The following is a 21,562-nucleotide window of genomic DNA, read 5'->3' as shown; positions in this document are numbered from 1 at the left end:
CGGAAAATTGAAGATAAAAAAACCGACAGAGCGCGGCAGACAGATCGCCGCGGTTATTTTTTCTCCAAAAATTTAATTTGAAGCGCTTCACAGCTAATCAATTCTTTTCAACTCAAAATAAAAACAACTTCCCTTTCCCGGTTCGCTCTCGACAAAAATCCGGCTGCCATGCCGTTCAATGATGTGTTTCACAATTGCCAATCCGAGTCCTGTCCCGCCGATTTTTCGCGAACGGGCTTTGTCCACGCAGTAGAATCGCTGAAAAATTCTCAGGTGATATTTGGGCTCGATGCCAATTCCCGTATCCCAGACTGCAATTCGCACCGATTCTTTTTTCCCCGGCGAAACGCTCACCGTCACTTCGCCATTTTGCGGCGTGTATTTTATCGCGTTATCCACCAAATTTTCCATTACCGTGTGTATCAATTCCCGGTCAGCGCGCGCCACGATCGCATCGTTGAAAATATCTTTTGTGAGTTTGATTTGTTTCTGTTCCGCTTTCTGGGCAAATTCTTCAAGAACCGAATCAATAATTTCAGTCAACTGAACTTCGCCTTCATCCATCGGCATATCATGTTCGAGACGCGACAACTTCAATAAATCAGAAACCAGATACTCCAGACGCTGCGCCTGATCGAGGATGCGATTGACAAAATGAATGGCATTTTCTCTGGAATTTAGCGCCCCTTCTTTCAAAGTTTCCGCGTAACCGATGATTGCGGTTAATGGCGTTTTCAGTTCATGAGAGGCGCTGGCAACAAAATTTTTGCGAATGGCTTCCAACTGTTTCAAATCAGAAATATCCTGCAATTGTACTAAGGCGCCACTTTCGTCGTCACCGGCAAATTGGAACGCGCCAACCTGATAGCGAATAAACCTCTTCGTCCCCTTTTTATTAAGACTGAATTCGCCTTTTTTCTGACATCTTTCTTCAATGCTGCAAACCACATCTTCGTGCACGGGTTTGAAAAGGTTGAACTGATCAATTTTTTTGCCAATGATGTTTTCCTGACTCATTTCCAGCATCTCCATCAGCGCCGCATTAGCGTGGATAATTTTACCCCGGCGGTCAATCGCCAAAATACCTGTGTTCAACTGGGTCAAGATGTTTGCTAATTTGTGTCGTTCGTGGGAAATTTGCTGAATTTGCGTTTTCAGGCGCAAAGTGAGATCATTCAAAATTTGACTCAACACACCGACTTCGTCGCGACTGCTGATGGGGAATGTGCGTTCCAGATCACCGTCGACAATGCGTTGAGCAGTTCGCACAATGCTGAGAATGGGGTGAGTGACGACAGAACCAAGATAAAACGCCGCAATGGAAAGAATGAGCAAACCGACGATGTTCGCAGCGACCATGTATTGCAAAATCTTCGCCATTGACGCTTCAAAGCGTTGGGCGTAATAGGCGAAACGAAAAAATCCTAAATTTTCTCCTTTGAAATCAATTTTGATTGCTGAATAGAAAAGTTTCCGTTTCACCGTCGCACTGGTGCGGTAGCTCTGGCCCCAGCCGTTCAAAATCGCTTGCTGCACTTCAGGTCTCCGGAGATGATTGTCCATTGCCGGAATCCGAGAGCGCGGCACATCAGAATCGGTCAGAACTTTGCCTTCGTTGTCGATGATTGTGACGCGTGAATTGACGACTTTTTTCAATTGATAAGCCAAATCCCAGAGTTCATCGTTTCCCGGTGACATTTCCAGCGGCAATTTCTGCTCCAAAATGATTTTTGCCAGATTTGCCTTCATGTGGATTTCATCAAAAGTTTGCCGGAAAAGGTAGCTGCGGATGCCTACGAACAAAAAGATGTCGAAAATCACAAATCCGATGACCGACACAATTAATACAACAAACACAAAATTCCAGCGATATTTTTTAAACATGCTTGATTCTCAATTTTTGTAAAAAAATCAAACGGTGGGAAGAATTGGCTTCAATCCGGATATTGTTTCATCCGATAACCGAAACCTTTGACGGTTTCTACGACGGCAGCCCAATTCCCCAACTTTTTCCGCAGTCGCCTGACGTGGACGTCCACAGTGCGCTGATCGCCGTAATAGTCAAAACCCCAGACTTTGTCCAACAACTGGTCGCGCGACAACACTCGTCCCTTTGCTTCAATTAGCGCCTTGAGCAGCAAAAACTCTTTGGGAGTCAATTCCAGATCTTTGTCATCCGCCGTAACCTGATGTTTGGAAAAATTTACCGTTAACCCGTTAGTCCGGAAAATCTTATCTTCATCGCGAAGATGTCTCCGCAGCAGCGCTTTCACCCGTGCGGTCACTTCTTTGGGGCGAAAAGGTTTGGTGATATAATCATCTGCGCCTTGCTCAAGCCCGTGCAAAATATCCATTTCTTCGGAGCGGGCAGTGATCATAATAATGGGCAAATTCTGGCAAACGGAATCTTGGCGAACAGTTCGGCTAAATTCCAACCCATTCAAGCCGGGCAACATGAGATCGAGCAAAACTAACGCTGGCGGTTCGCTGAGACAGGCATCGAGCGCCTTCTTTCCATCGTGAAAAACGACCGATTCAAAACCTTCCAGGTCCAAATTGTATTTCAGAATATCGCAAATATCCGGATCGTCTTCGACGATCATGATTTTGGCAGACATGCTTTTCCTCGCCTAAATTGTTAGTTCGCTGCGTTGACAAATGTTTCGAGAAATGTAGTTCACCCCAAAAATGGGTGGCATCTTTTAAATAAAAACCTATCTGATAATCAATTCTCAAATTTCAAAATACATTTTTCTGACACACTTCGTTTCTAATTTGGCATTCGGGATTTCACCAAAATTGCTGTCCAAAATTCCGTTTCACAAAATTACCCCTCCATCCCATATTTCTTCATCCTGTACAACAAAACATGCCTCGGAATTCCCAAAAGCCGCGCTGCTTTCGTCTGGTTTCCGTTCGCACGATTGAGGGCGTCAGCGATGGCATTCTGTTCGATCTCCTGCAAAGATTTGTTCACGGGGTTTGCTTCCTGCCGCCGCGGCTGCTGAACCGCGACGGGTTTCAACAGATCAACTGTAATCAATCCATTCGGCGACGTGACAATCGCTCTCTCGATTGCATTTTCCAATTCGCGCACATTGCCAGGCCAATCGTGCTGCAAAAGCAAAGAGAGCGCATCATCATTCATGCGGATTTGCCTCCTCCCACTGTATTTTTGAATGAAAAAGTCTACGAAAAACGGGATATCTTCTTTTCGTTCGCGCAACGGCGGAACAACAACACTGACAACGTTCAGGCGGTAGTACAAATCTTCGCGAAACTCGCCGGCTTCGACCATGGCTTCCAGATTTTTATTTGTCGCTGCAACGACTCGCGCATCCACGCGGATAGGGTTGGAATCGCCCACGCGCTCGATTTCTTTTTCCTGCAAAACACGCAACAGACGCGCTTGCAAATCTAATTTCAGATCGCCAATTTCATCCAGAAAAATCGTGCTTCCTTCAGCTAATTCAAATTTCCCTTTCCGGTCACGAAGGGCTCCGGTAAAAGCGCCTTTCACGTGGCCAAATAGTTCGCTTTCTATCAGATTTTCCGGAATCGAAGGACAATTTACCGTGATCATCGGTTTGCCTTTACGCAAACTATTGTAATGCAACGCCCTGGCAATCAATTCTTTTCCTGTTCCGCTCTCGCCGCGAATGAGCACCGTGGCATCACTTTCAGCGACCTGGCCCACTAATTTGAGCACATCCTGCATGGCGCCGCTTTTACCGATGATGTTGGAAAAGTCGTATTTCTGATACAATTCCGATTTGAGCTGCACGTTTTCCTGCTGCAACTCGCGCAGCCGCAGCGCCTTTTCGATGACAAAACGAAGCGTCTCTTTTCCGAACGGTTTGGTCAGATAGTCATCTGCGCCTTTTTTTACTGCTTCGATGGCATTGTCCACAGTGCCAAATGCCGTAATGATAACAATAATCACATTTTTGTCCAGGCGACGGATATTCTCCAGCAATTCCATTCCCGAAATATCGGGCAACTGCAAATCCGTAATGATGACGTCGAACGAAATTTCGTTAAACAATTGCAAACCGCTCGCGCCATCCAGCGCTGCCTTGACGTCCATGCCCATTTGATCCAACTGAAACGAAAGCACCTTATTCAGACTTTCGTCATCGTCAATGAGCAGAATTTTTTTGTTTTTTTTCATGGTTCATCTCTTGAATTGAGTTTTGGGTTTTCTGCTTCGGGATGAGTGCAACTACTAATTTCTTGTCGGCATTAAGTTTGCAAATATGAGGTTTTCCCTCAAAACCGCCCTTGCTGACCTTGAACTACGAACTATTTTTTCCAAAAATAATCGTCAAAACCGTCCCTTTATTTTTTTCGCTTTCAATTTCCACGTCCCAGCGATTTTCATCGGCGATCCGCTTGATGATGCTCAAACCCAGGCCGGTTCCTTCTTTTTTGGTAGTAAAAAATGGTTTGAACACTTTCCCGACTAATTCAGGAGAGAAGCCCTCACCCGTGTCAATGATAAATAATTTTTTCCGCCAATCCTCAAGAACTTCGCCTTTCAAAACAATCTCTCCGCCATCAGGCATGGCGGCGATTGAGTTGAGGAGGGCGTTAATCAAAATTTGCTGAAGCTGATTTTCATTCGCTATGACGATAAATGGCTGTTGCGAAAAATCACTGCTGATTTTGACACGCTGCTTTTTGGCGCGGTGATTGAGCATGAAAATCACTGATTTGGAAATTTCCGCCAAATCGCATGGCTGCCGCACCGGTTCGCTTTTTCGCGCTAACGCCAAATAGTTTTCCACCACCTGATTCAATCGATTGACTTCTTTGAAAAGTACCTCGACAAACTCGCTCTTTTTCCCCATCGCCCCATATTCATCGCGAAGAATTTCCATCACGCCCCAGATTGACGCCAGCGGATTTCGCACTTCATGCGCCAAACTCGCTGCCAATTCGCCCAGAACAGACAGTTTTTCCGCATCGCGCAGCTTGTCCTCGATTTCTGCGCCTTTGGCAGATTGAAGTTGTAATTTCTGGTACGACTCATCCAATTCTTCGGCTGTGCGCTGGTAGTTATCGCGTTCCCTTCGCTCACGCCGCGCCAGGACACCGGCGACAACTCCGATGAGCAAATACACAATCATTTGCACAAAACGGCTGAAATTATAAAAAAGATCGCCCCCCCACTGAAAAACAACGTGTGGAATGTAAATAGCGATCACGATCACAGACGAAAGAATACCGCCGCGCAATTGAAAACGAAAAGCGGCAAGAATAATCGGCAAGAAAAAAAGCGCACGGTAAATTTCGTGTAAATAATTTAAATGAGTGGACGTTGTATAATGCAGGTACGCGATAATGACAATTACAAATCCAATGATCAATTTCCAAATTGTGTCGCTATCGAGCTTTTCTCTTAACATGAAGTTTTTCCGATTGTTGTTTGTTATTAAGGAAAACGACAACTCTTGCCCCGATAAATATAAAACTTTTTTATGTAAAAAAGCAAGGCATTTATCATTTACCAAGACAAATCCCCCTGCAAAACAAATTACAGAGGGATTTCATTCAAAAATCAAAAAACCTTATCTGATCAATGGTCAGAAAGTCCGCGGCTATCAAATCAATAGCCTTCTTCGTCCAATACGACTTTTCCTTTGAAAGCGCGATAAATGACCGCCGTGTAAAAAATCACCAACGGCATACCGATGGCAGCAATAATCAGCATCACCGTCAACGTCAATTGTGAAGATGAGCCGTTGTAGATGGTGATGCTATTGATTCCATCCAAACCACGAACTAAATTCGGGAAATGAATCGCGCCGACAATCCCCCACAAAGCTGCGAACAAAATTGACGACATCAAAAATGTTTTGCCGTCCTGTTCTGCCTTAGAATAATATTTAATCAAAAACCAGGCGACCAGCGCAACCACAGCAAAAATCCATCCGACAATGCTTTTCACCGCAGTGGGAAACCAAATAAGGGCGGCAATGAAGCTCAGAGCAAAAAAGACAATGAAAGCCACCCAGATGGAATTGAGCAGAGTTCGGGCGCGTTTTTGCACATCGCCGTTGGTTTTCAGTATCGCATAAGTCAAGCCGTGCTGCAAAATCGCCACCAAGCCCAACAGACCAACCACCAGCGGAAAAGGCCGCAGCAGGGTAAAAAATGACCCCATGAATTCCATCTCGCTATTTAACGGAATCCCAACGACAACATTTCCCAGGGCGACACCGAACAATAGCGCTGGCAGAAAACTACCGATGATAAAAGCCCATTCCCAAAATTTCTTACCATCGCCGGAATGATGCCAGTATTCCAGGGAAACCGCGCGAAAAATAAGTGCGAATAACACCAGCATCAAAGCCAGATAGAATCCGCTAAATACTGTGGCATACGCATGGGGGAAAGCGGCAAAAAGAGCGCCGCCGCCAGTCAACAGCCAGACTTCATTCCCGTCCCAGAAAGGGCCGATTGAATTGTACAAATATCTTTTATCTTTATCGGTCTTTGCCAAAAAAGGCATCAATGTGCCAACGCCGAGATCGAAACCATCCATGATGGCATAGCCGGCGAGCAGGACGCCGATAAGCAGATACCATATACTTCGAAATAAATCAATTGTTTCCATAAAAAACCTCCTATCTTAAGTTGTGGTATTCGACACAGTTTCTTTCTCATTGCAACGAAACTATGCAGCGGCTGTTGGCTGCGGTCCTTTTTGGATAATTTTCAACAAGAAGCGAATGAAAAGAATGAATAATAAAAGATAAATCAGCGCGAACATGATCAGAGAAAACAAAACCTGACCAGCCGGCACCACAACAGACGCCGCCTGCGACGTGCGCAAAATGCCGTAAACCACCCACGGCTGTCGTCCCACTTCGGCGGCGATCCAGCCAAATTGTATGGCAAATACCGGCAGCACAATACCGACGATCAAAGCTTTCAAATACCACCTTGCATTCCAGATTTTATCTGTTACCAGGAGAAAAGCCCCGACAAGACCGTACAGGATGAATAGGCTCCCCAAAAGAATCATCACGTGGTAAGAAACGAAAGGCAGAAAAACAGGCGGTCTGTCGGCTTCAGGAAATTCATTCAAACCCAGCACTTTTGCATCCGTATCAAAATGGAGCAAAAAGCTGAGCATTTTGGGAAGACCGATATACAAATGATTTTTTTGATTTGCGGCGTCAGGAATGCCAAAAACTGCCAGCGGCGCTCCCTCTTGCGTATCGTAAAGCGCCTCAAAAGCCGCTAATTTTGCCGGCTGTGTTTTTGCGACTTGCACCGAATGCCAGTGTCCGACAAACAGTTCCGCGATTGAAGTAATCAGAATGACGATCACCGCAATTTTCAGCGCCAATTTTGCCTCTTTCAAATTGCGATTTTTCAGAAGGTACCAGGCGGCAACTCCGGCGACGAAAAAGCCTCCCATGATCCAGCCCGAAATAATCGTGTGACTATAGCGGACAAAAGTAGAATGATTGACTGCCGCGGCAAAAAAGTTATCGAGAATTGCACGACCATTTTGCAAGACATAGCCTGCCGGCGTCTGCATCCAGGAGTTGGCGATGATGATCCAAAGTCCTGACAAATGAGAGCCGAAGAAAACGAAAAAGGCGGACCACCAGTAGAATTTTTGTGAGACTTTTTTCCTGCCGAAAACCAGCACACCTAAAAACATTGATTCCAGAAAAAAGGCAAAAACTCCTTCCGCCGCCAGCGGTGCCCCGAAAACATCACCAACAATCCTGGAATAATTTGACCAGTTCGTGCCAAAGGAAAATTCCATGACAATACCGGTTGCCGTGCCAATGACAAAAATAAGACCCAGTATTTTCACCAGAAATGAAGAGAGATTTTTGTAAACCTCATCTCTCTTTTTCAAATAAAGGGACTCCAAGATGACGATAATGAGCGAAAGACCAAGCGTAAGCGGCGGAAAAAGAAAATGGAATCCGATCGTCAGGGCAAACTGAAGGCGGGATAGCAAAACGACGTCCATAACATTTCCTCCTTAAAAATTGGGTGAAAAAAATAGTTGAATTTTAAAAGTTGTGGTCAGTTTAAAATAGATAGCAAATTATTGCTATTACTGATTTGTAATATTTTTAAAAATAATATAAAAAATAATTGCAAAAAGGCAAGAGAAAAATGAACAAATTTAAAAACATGAGGTAAAATTAATATGTGGGCAAATTAGCAGTTAGCAATGATACTGCCCCAAAATCTGCGTTTTGCCCTGAGGCATTGCAGCAACACAGAAACAAGCTAAAATGCCCTTTCGACGACTGATCTTCACGAATTGAAACGCCCGTGCAGGTGCGTTTTTCTGAAAATTATTTCAACTTGCGTTATTCGAATCCGACAACGACCTTCTCCATTCCGCTTTTGTGACGCATGAGCACGTTTATTAAACAAAATATTTGATCGCAACTCAATATTTTCATTTAAAAAATTATTCTATAAAATCAGAAGAGCAATCAGCTACAGAAAATTGACGCAATTATTTTAATTTCTCTGCTTTTCAACGGCTAACTGTTTTCAAAGATGAGGAGGCTCTATCATGAAAACTGCACACGTATCTTCTGCCATTTTTCGAAACAACAACTACTTAAAACTGTCTACCGCTCTCGCTCTTTTTTGTCTGATGCTGTTTTTGCTTAGCAACTTTTCTCTGCTACTTGCCGATGAAGCCGTACAAATCGGGGGGACGAACTGTCCAAACGCATTAGCCGATAACAATACCAGAAAAATAGTGCGCACATCTTTTGATCGCCGCGTGGTTGTTTTTCAGGATAGTTCGAATCACAGACCTGCGATTAAATTGACTTTCAGTGATGACGGAATAAACTGGACAGAACCCAGCCTATTGGATTTTGGCAGCGAACCCTCTCTTGCTATCGGACAAGACGATCAAATTTATAGCTGCTGGATAGGCGAAGACGGAGACCGAGTTGCCATTTGTTTATTGACTCCCGATACGAGCACATCTTCACTCGTTGCATTGAAACTTTGGGTCTGTCCGGCGTTTAATGAGCCCCTTCAGCATCCGGCAATTGAGGTTACAAAAAATTCTGTAAATCTGGTTTACCAAGCCCCGCTGGATAGTCTGACCCATATTTACTATCAGCGCTATAGCAGGGATTTGCAGCAAACTCTTTCAACATTCATTCGTTTGAGCGATGAAAATGAGCAATCTGAATTTCCGGTTATCGCCGGCGACCTGTATTTTGAACAAGATTTGATTTACATTTTCTGGACAGACGCCGCTTCCGGGCAGCAGGACAGCAAAATCCGCTTCAGCTCAATTGAGGAACATGTTTACGCTGATAGTATTGGCGGCTCCATAAGTTTGGGCGGAGAGCTTCCCTTTACGAATGTTTCTATTAATTCCGCCTCTTTAAGCGCAGGCACCAATACGGTCATCGCTTCTTTTGTGTCGGCAGACCAATCATCTTTTATTACCGCCATGCTTTCGTATTCAGCTTCCGGATTTGAAGTGGATAATTCTGATGTGATTCAGGTAACTCAAAACCCCATGCCTTCGGTGGACGATGTCTATATCCAATCCTGTGCGGTTTGCTGGTGCGATAGTAATGCGATTTTTTATTCGCAAAATCATAACGGTCATTTTATAATTGATCCTGTTGCTGTGAGCGCCCGGGATGTAAATGCCCGCCAACCGAACGTTTGCTATAGAAGTTTTCGTCAGGACATTTTTGACGTTGTGTGGCTTGAAGGTGACACGCCGCCTTTTCGCGTGATGTATCGCCGCATGAAAAAAGATTACGGCCCTGTCAACGTCGAAAAATTGCCTGATCCTTCAAATATTCCGCAAAATTTTGACTTACTTCCCTGTTATCCAAATCCGTTCAATCTGGAGACTGTCATTCCTGTTGCCATTAAAAAACCTACAAATGCAACTATCTCTATTTACGATGTGAACGGGAAATTGGTACAAAAAATATTTTCAGGTCAGTTGTCGCCCGGTGTTCATAAATTTCATTGGAATGCGAAAAATAGCATTCAGAAAATTGTGGGCAGCGGACTGTATTTTGTACGGCTTGGGGCAAACGGAAGAACAGAAACGCGCAAACTCATTTTAGTAAAATAAACGTGCCGCGGCGGTGAATGTGCAGATGCAACATTCACCGCTCACCTGTGCATTCGCAGCGCAAATTTTCATGTCAGAAAAATCACAGCGACGCCGGTCATCGCGAGCAACGTGCCAAACACCGAGCGGGCGGTGATTTTTTCTTTGAAAAAGGAATGTGTAAGCGGAATGAGTAGCACTGGCGGCAACGCCATCAGCGTGGAAGCGATGCCCACGTTGGCGTATTTAATGGCGATGAGCGACAGCCAGATGCCAATGACCGGGCCGAACAGTGTGCCGCCTAAAATCGGGCGAAAAATCTGTTTCTGCTTGATCAATGCGAGAGTCGCTCTCGCCTGACCGCGCAGAACGGAGTAGCTCCAGAAAATAATCATGGCGACTAAAATGCGCATCAGCGTTGCGGAAAGCGCGGGGAAATTTCCTGCCATGCCTTTTTTGGCTGTAATGAGCGCGAAAGCCTGGCCAAATGCGCTGCCGATGCCGAGAATAATACCCAATAACAGTTTTCTTGCCCTAGCATTTTCTTCAGAATTATTTCTTTCCGTAACAACCCAGGCAATGCCGCCGACAGTTACTACGATGGCAAATATTTCAATCAAGCGCAAATTTTCGCCTAAAATAACCCACGCGAAAAATGTGGAAATAATCGGCACTAACGACAGCAGCAACATGGACAGTCGCGTGCCAATTGCCATGAACGCGAACAGCAAAAGCGTATCACCGAGCACGAGACCGATAAATCCGGACAGACCCAGCCAAAGCCAACGGCTGACGCCGGCATTCGATGGAATTGGCGCGCCGAAAAGAAAAGTATGGATAATCATCAAAAAAACCAATGCGAATAACAGCCGCAACAGATTCACCGAAACCGCGCCTGCGCGTTTCGCTGCCATTGTGAAAAAAATAGACGTGAATGACCATGCCACTGCCGTCAGCAGTCCGGCGATTTCGCCAACCATAAAGTTACTCCTCGGTTTTATCAAAAAAGAAAAATGATTATATGAAATTTTTTCATAACATGCAAATGAAATAATTTTCAGATTTCCTTCTCCTCAGTGCTTCGCGCTGTAGAATATTCTACAAATTAGCGAACATTCTACAACTCATCAGCTCAAAACACCAGTGACCAACTGTTGACATCGCGCCTTTTCTTATTGAAATTAAAGTAGTTATCACACCTTCTTGCCGCTTGATATTTTTTTGGCACACCATTTGTTATCTGTAAAATAAATTAATTGCACCCAGCGTAAACATTGATTGACAAAAATATATTATGAAAAAGAAAAAAAAGATCCAAAGAGCCTTCGTCATCATCTTCATCATCAGTCTGGCAGGATTCATTCTTTGTTTTCCGTTAAAATTATCTTCAGGAAAGACCTGTTTATTGCATCTATTTTCCGGCCATGACTCGACCTACGAGATGGAATCTGCGGAGTTTGGAAATAATCGCGATCAAATTTTAATGAACCGATATTTGAAGCCCTTCGCCTTCCTCTGGTGGATGAGCTTGCTCGGTATCGGTTACAGTTTACCTCGATTAGCAAAAAAATAAATTCATAGTCAAAAGGAGCCATTATGCGATCTTATGTTACCCTGTTAATTTTTTTAATTATGAGTACCTTCAATTCTCTCGAGGCGGTGCCTGGCGCGGAATCAGATTCTACCGGATTGAGGCATTTGATTGCCGAAGCAATTGAAAATAATCCGGATTATCAGGCCGCGCAAAAACGAGCTTCTTCTTTACACGCTTCAATCGAACCGGCCGGCGCTCTGCCGGATCCGCGAATCGGCTTTGCAGTAGCAAATTTGCCAACGAATAGCTTTGTCTTTGATCAGGAGCCAATGACCGGAAAAAAGATTTCTCTCATGCAAGCTTTACCATTCCCCGGAAAATTGGGACTTAAATCTGACATTGCCGAAGCAAATTACTGGCAGGCAAAATTTCAGGCGGATGAATTGAAAAACAATTTAATTCGCACTGTGAAAAAAAACTATTACCAACTTTACCTCATCGACCGATCCATTGAAACCGTGAAAAAAAATAAAGAATTGCTTCAGCAGATGAAAAATATTGCCGAAACAAAATATGCCGTAGGGCAGGGCTTGCAACAGGATGTTTTGAAATCTCACGTGGAATTGAGCAAGTTGAACGATAAATTGATCCAATTGCACCGCAAGCGAGAGCGCGTCGTTTTTTCTTTAAATAAAATTTTGAACAGACCGTTGGCGACGCAAATCAGTGAAGTTGTTTTGCCGGACGTGGATATCCCTGCCGTTGAAACGGGAAAATTATTTTCGCTGGCTGAAAAAAATCGACCGTTACTCAAGGTGTGGCAGAAAGCGGTGGAACAATCGCAAACAGGAGAAAAACTGGCGAAGCGAAACTATTGGCCTGATTTTGCCCTGGGCGTGGCTTACACCCAGCGAGACGACTTAGCAAATGGCGCAAAAATGAACGACTTTTTATCGGCGGAAATTTCGCTGAATTTGCCAATTTATTTTTTCAAAAAACAGAAATATGAAGTCCAGCGTCGCCAGTTCAAGACAGTCTCGTTGCGCGAAAAATTTCAGAGCGTTAAAAATAACGTGCAATTTCAAATCGAAGATGCCCTGGGCGAAATAAAAAAATTTGAGGAATTAATCACTCTTTATCGCGACGGGATTATTCCCCAGGCGCAGCAATCGTTCAATTCAGCGCTTTCCGGCTACCAGGTCGACAAAGTGGATTTTTTGACTTTGTTCAACAATCAAATGACGTTGTTCAATTTTGAACTCGATTTTTACCGCGTGCAAACGGGGAAACTAAACGCCATTGCCGATTTCGAATTTGCACTGGGAGTTTCCGTCGCTTCTTTAAAATAAAAAAGTAAGGCAATTTGCCAGCAAAATATCACAAATTTAAGAAAAGCATTAACAAAAATAAATCACAGGAGTTTTCCAATGAATCAAAAAAAATTAATACTTATTATCATTCTCGCGCTGGTCGCCGGCATTGTCATCGGCGGAATCGGTTTGTCACTCATCAAGTCGGGCGATAACACAAAAACGCACGACGAATCTGAACACGAGCAAGGCAAACAGCTTTACTCGTGCGGCATGCACCCCAACGTGATTTCTGATAAGCCTGGAAATTGCCCCATTTGCGGCATGAAGCTCACGCCGGTCAAAGGCAGCGCCGCTGCAAAAACACAGACCACTGAAAAAAAGAAAGGCAAAATTTTGTACTGGCGCGCGCCAATGGATCCGACTTATATTTCCGATAAGCCGGGCAAATCTCCCATGGGCATGGATTTGGTTCCTGTCTATGAAGGAGAAGGCGGCGGCACAGGAGAAATCTTAATAGACGCCATGACGGTACAAAATATGGGCGTCAGAACCGCTCCCGTCCAAAAACGGACGCTCTCAAGAACCATCCGCACAGTCGGCGTGATCAAGTATAATGAAAAAAAATTGTATTCCGTGAATGCAAAAATCTCCGGTTGGATCGAGAAACTGTATGCTGATTTCGCCGGTCTGGGAGTCAAAAAAAACCAGCCGTTGCTGGAAATTTACTCCCCGGAATTGGTTTCGGCGCAAGAGGAATATTTGTTGTCTTTAAAAAATTATCAGCAATTGAAAGACAGTCCGATGGCCGATATTCGCAAAAATGCATCAACGCTGTTGACCGCGAGCCGCAATCGATTGTTGAATTGGGACATTCCGCAACAGGCGATTGACGATCTGGAAAAACGCGGAAAAATCACCAAAACGATGACTCTCGTCGCGCCGGCGGACGGCGTCATTACTCAAATGAAGGCCCGCGAAGGCGCTTTTGTCAAAGCAGGCACCGATTTGTACCACATCGCTGATTTGTCAACGGTATGGGTGGATGTAAGCGTTTATGAATATGAAATACCCTGGATTAAACTCAATATGCCGGCGAAGATGGCGCTCTCGTATTTGCCGGAAAAAACATTTTTCGGTAAGGTAACTTTCATTTATCCGTTTCTGGATCAGAAAACAAGAAATCTGAAAGTGCGGCTTGAGTTCCCCAATGCAAAATTAGAGCTTAAACCGGATATGTACGCCAATATTTACATTAAAGCCGCGGCAGACAAAAAGGCGCTGGTTGTTCCTTCCGAAGCTGTCATTCGCACCGGAGAACGCGATTTGGTTTTTATTGAACGCGAAAAGGGAAAATTCGAGCCTCGCGAAGTGAAATTAGGACTTGAAAGCGAAGACGGTTTCGTTGAGATTGCTTCAGGTCTGTTCGAAGGAGAAAATGTGGTTACCTCGGGACAGTTCCTGCTGGATTCAGAGAGCAAAACTCAGGAAGTAATCAAGAAGATGCTGGAGGAAAAAAGGCAAAAGCAAACCCCCAAAATGGAATCCGGCAAATCGATGAAGAACATGGAAAAAACAACTCACGAGACAAAACAAACATCCGTTTCAAAAGCAGAGGAAAAGAAAGCCTCCTTCACCAAGGCGACAACGGAGCCTGGCGCGCATTCCCAGGAGACGTTGGCTCTTTACACTTGCCCGATGCATCCGGACTTTGTCAGCGACAATCCGGATCAACCATGCCCGGAATGCGGCATGAAATTGGAGAAGAAAAAAGATATTTCTGCAGACACACAATTGTACACCTGCACCATGCATCCCGAATTTGTCACCGACGATCCTGATGCCAGGTGCTCGATTTGCGAAATGAAATTAGTAAAAAAGGAAAAATAAGGCTAAATCTGACTTTCATGCAAAGTATCAGATGAGTAGAAAGGCAAAGTTATGATAGAGAAAATTATCGAATGGTCGTTAAAAAATAAATTTCTGGTGATCCTGTTCACCGGATTAATTATCATCGCCGGCATCACCGCCATGGTGAGCATAAATCTGGACGCCATCCCTGATTTGTCCGATGTGCAGGTGATTATTTTGACCGAATATCCGGGGCAGGGGCCTAACGTCGTCGAAGACCAAGTAACATATCCGTTAACAACGGCGATGCTATCTGTTCCTTATGCAAAAACAGTACGCGGTTTCTCGTTTTTCGGATTTTCCATGGTTTATATTATTTTTGAAGACGGCACCGACATTTACTGGGCGCGCAGCCGGGTGCTGGAATATTTGAATTACGCCGCCAAAAGATTGCCCGAGGGCGTCACGCCGCAAATCGGTCCCGATGCCACCGGTGTAGGCTGGGTTTACGAATATGTGCTCGATGGCGGCGATAAATATGATTTGTCAGAATTGCGCTCGATTCAGGACTGGTATTTGAAATATGAGCTTTCGTCAGTGCCTGGCGTGGCTGAAGTAGCTTCTATCGGCGGATTTGTCAAACAGTACCAGGTTGAAGTTGATCCCAATAAATTGGCTGCTTACAAAATTCCGATTCAAAAAGTCCGCATGGCAATCAAACGCAGCAACAACGATGTCGGCGGCAGATTGCTGGAAATGGGCGAGACAGAATTTATGGTACGCGGCCTCGGCTACATCAAATCTATCGACGATTTGAAATCTGTCCCCCTGGGCGTTGATGAAAACGGCGCGCCAATTTATTTGCATCAAGTGGCGAACATTCATTTAGGACCTGAATTGAGACGCGGCATTGCCGAATGGAACGGAGAAGGCGAAGCTGTTGGCGGTGTGGTTGTGATTCGTTTTGGTGAAAATGCATTAAAAGTGATCGAAAATGTTAAAGCGAAATTAGCGGATCTGAAAAAAGGTTTGCCGGAAGGAGTGACGATAAAAACCGCCTACGATCGTTCATCGCTCATCCTTCGCGCCATTAATACGCTCAAAGAAAAACTTGTTGAGGAAATGCTTGTCGTGGCATTGATCACGATTATTTTTCTGCTCCATTTCCGCAGCGCATTTGTAGCAATTTTTACATTGCCGGTCGGCATATTAATTGCATTCATCGTCATGCATTTACTTGGAATAAACGCGAACATCATGTCGCTGGGGGGAATTGCTATCGCCATCGGGGTGATGGTGGACGCCTCGGTGGTGATGGTGGAAAATGCGCATAAGCACATCGAGCGCGAACATAAAAACGGCGGCGGCGTAAGTCATTTTGATCTCATTCTCAGATCGTCCAAAGAAGTCGGCCCTGCGCTATTTTATTCTTTGGTAATTATTACTGTCTCTTTTTTACCGGTTTTTAGTTTACAGGCGCAAGAGGGTCGATTATTCAGCCCGCTGGCTTACACGAAAACTTTTGCCATGGCGGCTTCGTCAGTACTTGCCATTACGATTATTCCGGTGCTGATGTTTTTCTTTGTCCGGGGCAAAATACGCAGCGAAAAAACCAATCCCATCAGTCGCTTTTTTATTGGAATTTACAGACCAGTTATCAATGTCGTGTTGCGTTTTCGCTGGTTAACTGTAGGGATTGCCATTGCCATCTTGCTGCTCACTTTGCTCCCCTATTCCAAATTAGGGTCGGAATTTATGCCTCCGTTGAACGAAGGCGATTTGTTGTACATGCCGACAACTTATCCGGGAATTTCCATCACTAAAGCCAAAGAACTTTTGCAGCAAACGGACAAAATTATCAAAAGTTTTCCTGAAGTGCAGCATGTTTTCGGAAAAATCGGCAGAGCGGAAACAGCGACGGACCCGGCGCCGCTGACGATGATCGAAACGACAATCACGCTCAAAGACCCCAAAGAATGGCGTCCGGGAATGACAATTGAAAAATTAATCAACGAACTGGATGCCGCTATTCAATTCCCCGGTCTGACAAACGCCTGGACCATGCCCATCAAAACGAGAATAGACATGCTTTCCACCGGCATCAAGACGCCGGTTGGAATCAAGCTCATGGGCGCGAGTCTGGACACACTGAGTGAATTGGGACAGCGAATTGAAGCGGTTGTGCGCAAAATTTCCGGCACACTCTCGGTTTATTCGGAGCGAGTGACGGGCGGGAATTATCTGGATTTCAAAATCCGCCGCAACGAAGCTGCACGTTACGGTCTGACGGTGGGCGATGTGCAGGATGTGATCATGTCTGCCATCGGCGGCATGAACGTGACTTACACGGTCGAAGGATTGGAGCGATATCCGGTTAATGTCAGATACTCGCGCGAATTGAGAGACAATCTTCCGGCGCTGAAGAGAGTGCTTGTTCCCACGCCCACGGGCGCACAGATTCCATTGGCGCAATTATCGGATATTTCCATCCACAAAGGCGCGGCAGCCATAAAAAGCGAAAATGCTCGCAGAACGGCCTGGATTTATGTGGATTTGAAAAATATCGACGTGGGCACTTACGTAAAAAATGCTAAAAAAATCGTCTATGACGAAGTGCGAATTCCACCCGGCTACAGCATTGTCTGGTCTGGCCAGTACGAATATATGGAGCGCGCGGCAAAAAGATTGACGTTGGTTGTACCTTTCACAATTGTTATCATCTTTTTGCTGCTGTTTTTTCATTTCAAAAATCTGACGGAAAGTTTGCTGGTCATGTTGTCGCTGCTATTCGCGCTGGTTGGTGGCGTCTGGCTGATGTTTTTCAGCGGCTACCACATGAGCGTCGCTGTTGCCGTGGGCTTTATTGCATTAGCCGGATTGGCGGCGGAAACAGGAGTTGTGATGTTAGTGTATCTGGACGAAGCCTTTGCTCGTTTTAGCGCCCAGGGAAAAATGCAGACGTGGGGTGATCTCAAATCTGCCATTATTGAGGGCGCCGTCAATCGCGTCCGTCCGATACTGATGACTGTCGCCACAACTCTTATCGGCCTGCTGCCCATCATGATTGGCCATGGTACCGGATCCCAGGTGATGAAACGCATCGCCGCGCCCATGGTTGGCGGCTTGATTAGTTCGACAATCTTGACGTTGATTATCATTCCGGTGATTTACGCGCTGTGGAAGAGATTCGTGTTGAGGAAAGTATTTATCGAAGCAGAAGCAAACAGCTAAAATACAATATTTTTGAAGTGACCAACAACAAATGGTGTGAACGCTCTTTGTCCTGTAAAAATAAGCAGGCAAAGGGCGTTTTGTTATTGGGAGGTGTAGAAAATACTCGTGAATTCTCAAAATTGTAGAATATTCTACAAATCAACCTGCTATCGTGCCCCAAACAAGAGTTGATAACTTACTCGTAACCAACTGATAAATAATAAAATATCTCGTTTTTAGAATTTGGGCACGCTAATTGCTTGTTTAAATTGAAAAAGCAATAATTTGAAAAGTTAATCTTTGAAAAAGGAGTCAAAAATGATCGAGATTTACTTAATCCACCCCGTTTTTGTGCATTTTACTATCGCGCTATTCTCCCTGGCTGTTTTGCTGGATATTTTGGGCAGGATATTTAAAAAGGAAAGTTTTCACGTCGCTTCCTGGCTCAATCTTCTCGGCAGCGGACTCGCTGTTATCGCGACTGTCATTTTTGGAGTGATTGCAGAAAGCCGAGCGCCACACACTGACGCGGGACATGAACTGGTAAAAACACATGAAACAATAGGCTTTATCGTTCTGGGAATTATTCTTGTCCTGGCGATCTGGCGTCTCATTTTGAAGGGTAAACTTCCGGTAAAAGGGGTGGCGGTTTATTTTGCCATTTCTATTATTGGCATTCTTCTCATGTTTACCGGTGCATATTACGGCGGTGAAATGGTTTATACTCATGGCTACGGAGTAAAAACGGCTGTTGCCGAGGAAGGCGTTCCACACGAGCATAATGAAGCAGAACAATCAACTTTAGAAAAAAACCAATCTTTGCCCGAAAGCGAAGCAAAGGAAGATTCCGCTCATGCATTAAAAGATAAAATGAATAAAGCTACTGAGCATAAGCAGGGCGTAACACATTTTCATTAAAAATTAAGGAGGCGAGCTATGAAAGTCTCAAAAACAAGAAAAATCAGATTGGCGCACGCAAACGCTAGTGTGAGCGAGCAAATTGAAAAGACTCTCTCAAATCTTGACGGCGTTCAAAATTTCAATTTTGATCCGCAACAGCAGATTCTGACGGTCACTTATGACCTGGAAAAAATTATGTTTAAAACGATCGAGTCATTATTACAATCTGCCGGCATTCGACTGGACAATAACTGGTTCAGCAAAATGAAGCGTAATTGGCATAATTTTACGGAGCAGAATGAACTGGACAATCTTCATGTCAATCCGACCTGCTGCTCAGATCCGCCGGAAATAATTGATCAGGCTAAAGTTTCCTAATTCCATCAAGTCGGAGCCCAAAGAAATGAACAAATATAAAGTAAAACATATTGTCTCTTTTGAAGCGAAGTTCCTTCTGGTAGCTTTTGTGCTGAGTTTGATTTATGAATTAGGCCATTCGCCGCTTTACAACTTTGTGGATGCGCCAACTTTAGGACGAAAGTTGTACTACATTTTTCACTGTTCATTGCGCGATCTGGCGCCATTTCTCTTCGGTTATCATCTGGTTGCATTATTGTTGAAAAACTGGCTCTGGATTTATGGTGGGACTAACTGGAAAAAAATCGGACTTTTTACATTCTTTGCTTTCATCTACACTGTTGCCAGCGAAATGTATCATGTTCATATTTTAAAAAGCTGGAGTTTCAAAGAGAGTATGCCCATAGTTCCGATTCTGGAGATTGGTTTGACGCCATTTTTGCAGAACTTAATTCTGGCGCCGCTGAGCGCAGTAATTTTGAATTATTTTGAAAGCAGGAAACAAAAACTTATTCTGTAATGCTATTGAGTAATAGTTATTACTCGAAAATTGCAAGCTAAAATAAAGGAAAAGAAAATGGAAAAGAAAAAAGAAACATTAAATCTAACTCTGAAAGACTACATGCCGCCTGACTGCACCTGCAACATTGAAGACAAGTTAATGGCAAAAGTAGGCGTGGAGCAGGCCTCCGTCGCTCCGATTGCCGATGTTGTGCAGGTCGTGTACGATCCGGAAAAAACTTCACCGGAAAAGATAATTCATGTTCTGCACGAATGTGGCTACCGCTGCGAAAGCGATTCCAAAAAAGAAGTGCACGTCCATGCCGGGCACGAAATGCACGATAAAAAAGAGATGGTAATGGATCATGTTCATGAAGGCCATGAAAAACACAAAGCCGAACCTCATAAACATGAAGCGCATGTACACAAAGAGAAAAAAGCCAAACACGTCCATGCCGAGCATGAGCATCAGGGACACGAAGACGAACATCACGACCATCATTTAATGATGGAAATAGACATGCGCCGGCGATTTTGGGTTTCGCTTTTAATTACCATTCCGGTACTAATTTTATCGCCGACAATACAAAAATGGTTTGGTTTTTCGCTGCCCGAGTTTGCTGGCACAAACTACATTTTATTTCTGCTGGCTTCCGTAATCGCCTTTTACGGCGGACTTCCTTTTTACAAAGGAGCTGCCAAATCGCTGAAAAGCGGAACTCTGGACATGATGGTACTGGTCAGTCTGGCAGTGATAGCAGGCTATTTGTTCAGCGTTGCTTCTACTTTTGTATTTCAGGCTGTCGACTTTTACTGGGAGATTAGTACATTAGTCGTTGTTCTTCTTTTAGGCCATTGGCTAGAAATGCGAGCCATCCGCGGAGCGACCGGTGCTTTGAAAGAATTGACCAAGCTCATTCCACCGACGGCAAATTTGATTCATGGCGAACATATTAAAGAGGTGGCAACTTCCGAAGTACAAAAAGGCGACTTATTACTCGTGCGTCCCGGCGAAAAAATTCCGATGGATGGCATCGTTGAAGAAGGATCTTCTTCTGTGAACGAAGCCATGATTTCCGGCGAGTCAAAACCGGTGCTCAAACAAAAGGGCGATAGCGTTATCGGCGGCACGATTAATGGCGAGGGAATTCTGAAAGTCCGCGTTAATAAAACTGGTGAGGATACAGCGCTGGCTCAGATTATCAATCTGGTCAAAGCGGCACAAGCCTCCAAGCCTCGATCTCAGAAATTGGCGGACCGCGCGGCTCATTATTTGACATTAATTGCCATCATAGTGGGAGTTGGTACATTTATTTTTTGGGGAATAATAATGAACCAGCCTACGGTTTTCGCGCTCACGTTAGCGATAACCGTTGTCGTTATTGCCTGTCCTCATGCGCTGGGATTGGCGATTCCAACAGTGACAACAATTTCGACGACGCTGGCTGCCAAAAATGGTATGCTTATCAAAAATGCCGAGGCCACGGAGAGAGCGCGTTTGTTGAATATCGTTGTATTTGATAAAACAGGAACGCTCACTAAAGGCGAATTTGGCGTGACAGATATTATTGCGCTGGATGATTGGAGCGGAGACGAAATTTTGGGCAAGGCTGCGGCTCTGGAAATCAATTCCGAGCACGTTATTGCCAGGGGAATTGTCAATGAAGCGCAAAACCGAAAGATAAAATTCGAAAAAACCAATTCTTTTGCAGCCATTCCCGGGAAGGGAGCCAGTGGTAAAATTAACAACAAAGTGCTCTTTGTCGGAAATTGGACGCTGATCAGAGAAAAAAATCTGGCGCAGGG

At 44.6% G+C, this 21,562-nt stretch carries 16 protein-coding genes; 9 read left to right on the top strand and 7 right to left on the bottom strand.

All coding sequences use genetic code 11. From position 1 onward, the window contains the following. Positions 1-93 precede the first annotated feature (93 nt). The 6 genes from GXO74_05125 to GXO74_05100 all read right to left on the bottom strand — a co-directional run bounded on the left by GXO74_05125 (position 94) and on the right by GXO74_05100 (position 7,999). The gene (locus GXO74_05125) at positions 94-1,884 is read right to left on the bottom strand and encodes a cell wall metabolism sensor histidine kinase WalK (protein NOZ61041.1); all 1,791 of its coding nucleotides are present in this window, start codon (positions 1,882-1,884) and stop codon (positions 94-96) included. Positions 1,885-1,934: 50 nt separating this feature from the next. Then, positions 1,935-2,618: a response regulator transcription factor gene (locus GXO74_05120; GenBank protein ID NOZ61040.1), complete on the bottom strand. Its 684-nt coding sequence runs from the start codon at positions 2,616-2,618 to the stop codon at positions 1,935-1,937. 209 nt (positions 2,619-2,827) lie between these two features. Next, positions 2,828-4,171, bottom strand: coding sequence for a sigma-54-dependent Fis family transcriptional regulator (locus GXO74_05115; GenBank protein ID NOZ61039.1), 1,344 nt, complete (start codon positions 4,169-4,171; stop codon positions 2,828-2,830). A gap of 124 nt (positions 4,172-4,295) precedes the next feature. Beyond that, complete coding sequence (locus GXO74_05110; protein ID NOZ61038.1) at positions 4,296-5,408, bottom strand: sensor histidine kinase; 1,113 nt, start codon at positions 5,406-5,408, stop codon at positions 4,296-4,298. Between the two features lie 200 nt (positions 5,409-5,608). Then, positions 5,609-6,610: a cytochrome d ubiquinol oxidase subunit II gene (cydB, locus tag GXO74_05105; GenBank protein ID NOZ61037.1), complete on the bottom strand. Its 1,002-nt coding sequence runs from the start codon at positions 6,608-6,610 to the stop codon at positions 5,609-5,611. 69 nt (positions 6,611-6,679) lie between these two features. Continuing rightward, positions 6,680-7,999, bottom strand: a complete 1,320-nt coding sequence (locus tag GXO74_05100) for a cytochrome ubiquinol oxidase subunit I (GenBank protein ID NOZ61036.1) — start codon at positions 7,997-7,999, stop codon at positions 6,680-6,682. A 561-nt stretch (positions 8,000-8,560) separates the two neighbouring features. Between GXO74_05100 and GXO74_05095 the strand changes: the two genes are divergently transcribed. Further along, on the top strand, positions 8,561-10,111 hold the full coding sequence (locus tag GXO74_05095) for a T9SS type A sorting domain-containing protein (protein ID NOZ61035.1): 1,551 nt from the start codon (positions 8,561-8,563) through the stop codon (positions 10,109-10,111). Between the two features lie 68 nt (positions 10,112-10,179). Here GXO74_05095 and GXO74_05090 read toward each other — a convergent pair whose 3' ends face one another. Next, positions 10,180-11,070, bottom strand: a complete 891-nt coding sequence (locus GXO74_05090) for a DMT family transporter (GenBank protein ID NOZ61034.1) — start codon at positions 11,068-11,070, stop codon at positions 10,180-10,182. A gap of 314 nt (positions 11,071-11,384) precedes the next feature. Here GXO74_05090 and GXO74_05085 point away from each other — a divergent pair, with 314 nt between their 5' ends. The 8 genes from GXO74_05085 to GXO74_05050 all read left to right on the top strand — a co-directional run. Next, positions 11,385-11,663 (top strand): hypothetical protein, encoded by a 279-nt coding sequence (locus GXO74_05085; GenBank protein ID NOZ61033.1) that lies wholly within the window; start codon positions 11,385-11,387, stop codon positions 11,661-11,663. 23 nt (positions 11,664-11,686) lie between these two features. Then, positions 11,687-12,973, top strand: coding sequence for a TolC family protein (locus GXO74_05080; GenBank protein ID NOZ61032.1), 1,287 nt, complete (start codon positions 11,687-11,689; stop codon positions 12,971-12,973). Positions 12,974-13,051: 78 nt separating this feature from the next. Further along, the gene (locus GXO74_05075; GenBank protein NOZ61031.1) at positions 13,052-14,824 is read left to right on the top strand and encodes an efflux RND transporter periplasmic adaptor subunit; all 1,773 of its coding nucleotides are present in this window, start codon (positions 13,052-13,054) and stop codon (positions 14,822-14,824) included. A gap of 51 nt (positions 14,825-14,875) precedes the next feature. Beyond that, positions 14,876-18,016: an efflux RND transporter permease subunit gene (locus GXO74_05070; protein ID NOZ61030.1), complete on the top strand. Its 3,141-nt coding sequence runs from the start codon at positions 14,876-14,878 to the stop codon at positions 18,014-18,016. 300 nt (positions 18,017-18,316) lie between these two features. After that, positions 18,317-18,916: a DUF2231 domain-containing protein gene (locus GXO74_05065; protein NOZ61029.1), complete on the top strand. Its 600-nt coding sequence runs from the start codon at positions 18,317-18,319 to the stop codon at positions 18,914-18,916. 18 nt (positions 18,917-18,934) lie between these two features. Next, a complete protein-coding gene (locus tag GXO74_05060) occupies positions 18,935-19,276 on the top strand; it encodes a cation transporter (protein NOZ61028.1) in 342 nt (113 codons plus the stop codon). Between the two features lie 25 nt (positions 19,277-19,301). Beyond that, positions 19,302-19,775 (top strand): hypothetical protein, encoded by a 474-nt coding sequence (locus tag GXO74_05055; protein ID NOZ61027.1) that lies wholly within the window; start codon positions 19,302-19,304, stop codon positions 19,773-19,775. Between the two features lie 57 nt (positions 19,776-19,832). Further along, a partial coding sequence (locus GXO74_05050; GenBank protein ID NOZ61026.1) for a heavy metal translocating P-type ATPase occupies positions 19,833-21,562 on the top strand: 1,730 nt, incomplete at its 3' end.

The sequence above is a fragment of the Calditrichota bacterium genome (genome assembly GCA_013152715.1).
Lineage (GTDB): Bacteria > Zhuqueibacterota > Zhuqueibacteria > Thermofontimicrobiales > Thermofontimicrobiaceae > 4484-87.
The sequence above is the reverse complement of the archived record's forward strand: the minus strand, read 5'-3'. Positions and strand labels throughout refer to the sequence as shown.

Bases quoted from the DNA above. Each gene is read 5' to 3' on its own strand.
- GXO74_05125 (NOZ61041.1), bottom strand. From the start codon at position 1,884: ATGTTTAAAAAATATCGCTGGAATTTTGTGTTTGTTGTATTAATTGTG.
- GXO74_05120 (NOZ61040.1), bottom strand. From the start codon at position 2,618: ATGTCTGCCAAAATCATGATCGTCGAAGACGATCCGGATATTTGCGAT.
- GXO74_05115 (NOZ61039.1), bottom strand. From the start codon at position 4,171: ATGAAAAAAAACAAAAAAATTCTGCTCATTGACGATGACGAAAGTCTG.
- GXO74_05110 (NOZ61038.1), bottom strand. From the start codon at position 5,408: ATGTTAAGAGAAAAGCTCGATAGCGACACAATTTGGAAATTGATCATT.
- GXO74_05100 (NOZ61036.1), bottom strand. From the start codon at position 7,999: ATGGACGTCGTTTTGCTATCCCGCCTTCAGTTTGCCCTGACGATCGGA.
- GXO74_05095 (NOZ61035.1), top strand. From the start codon at position 8,561: ATGAAAACTGCACACGTATCTTCTGCCATTTTTCGAAACAACAACTAC.
- GXO74_05090 (NOZ61034.1), bottom strand. From the start codon at position 11,070: ATGGTTGGCGAAATCGCCGGACTGCTGACGGCAGTGGCATGGTCATTC.
- GXO74_05085 (NOZ61033.1), top strand. From the start codon at position 11,385: ATGAAAAAGAAAAAAAAGATCCAAAGAGCCTTCGTCATCATCTTCATC.
- GXO74_05080 (NOZ61032.1), top strand. From the start codon at position 11,687: ATGCGATCTTATGTTACCCTGTTAATTTTTTTAATTATGAGTACCTTC.
- GXO74_05075 (NOZ61031.1), top strand. From the start codon at position 13,052: ATGAATCAAAAAAAATTAATACTTATTATCATTCTCGCGCTGGTCGCC.
- GXO74_05070 (NOZ61030.1), top strand. From the start codon at position 14,876: ATGATAGAGAAAATTATCGAATGGTCGTTAAAAAATAAATTTCTGGTG.
- GXO74_05065 (NOZ61029.1), top strand. From the start codon at position 18,317: ATGATCGAGATTTACTTAATCCACCCCGTTTTTGTGCATTTTACTATC.
- GXO74_05060 (NOZ61028.1), top strand. From the start codon at position 18,935: ATGAAAGTCTCAAAAACAAGAAAAATCAGATTGGCGCACGCAAACGCT.
- GXO74_05055 (NOZ61027.1), top strand. From the start codon at position 19,302: ATGAACAAATATAAAGTAAAACATATTGTCTCTTTTGAAGCGAAGTTC.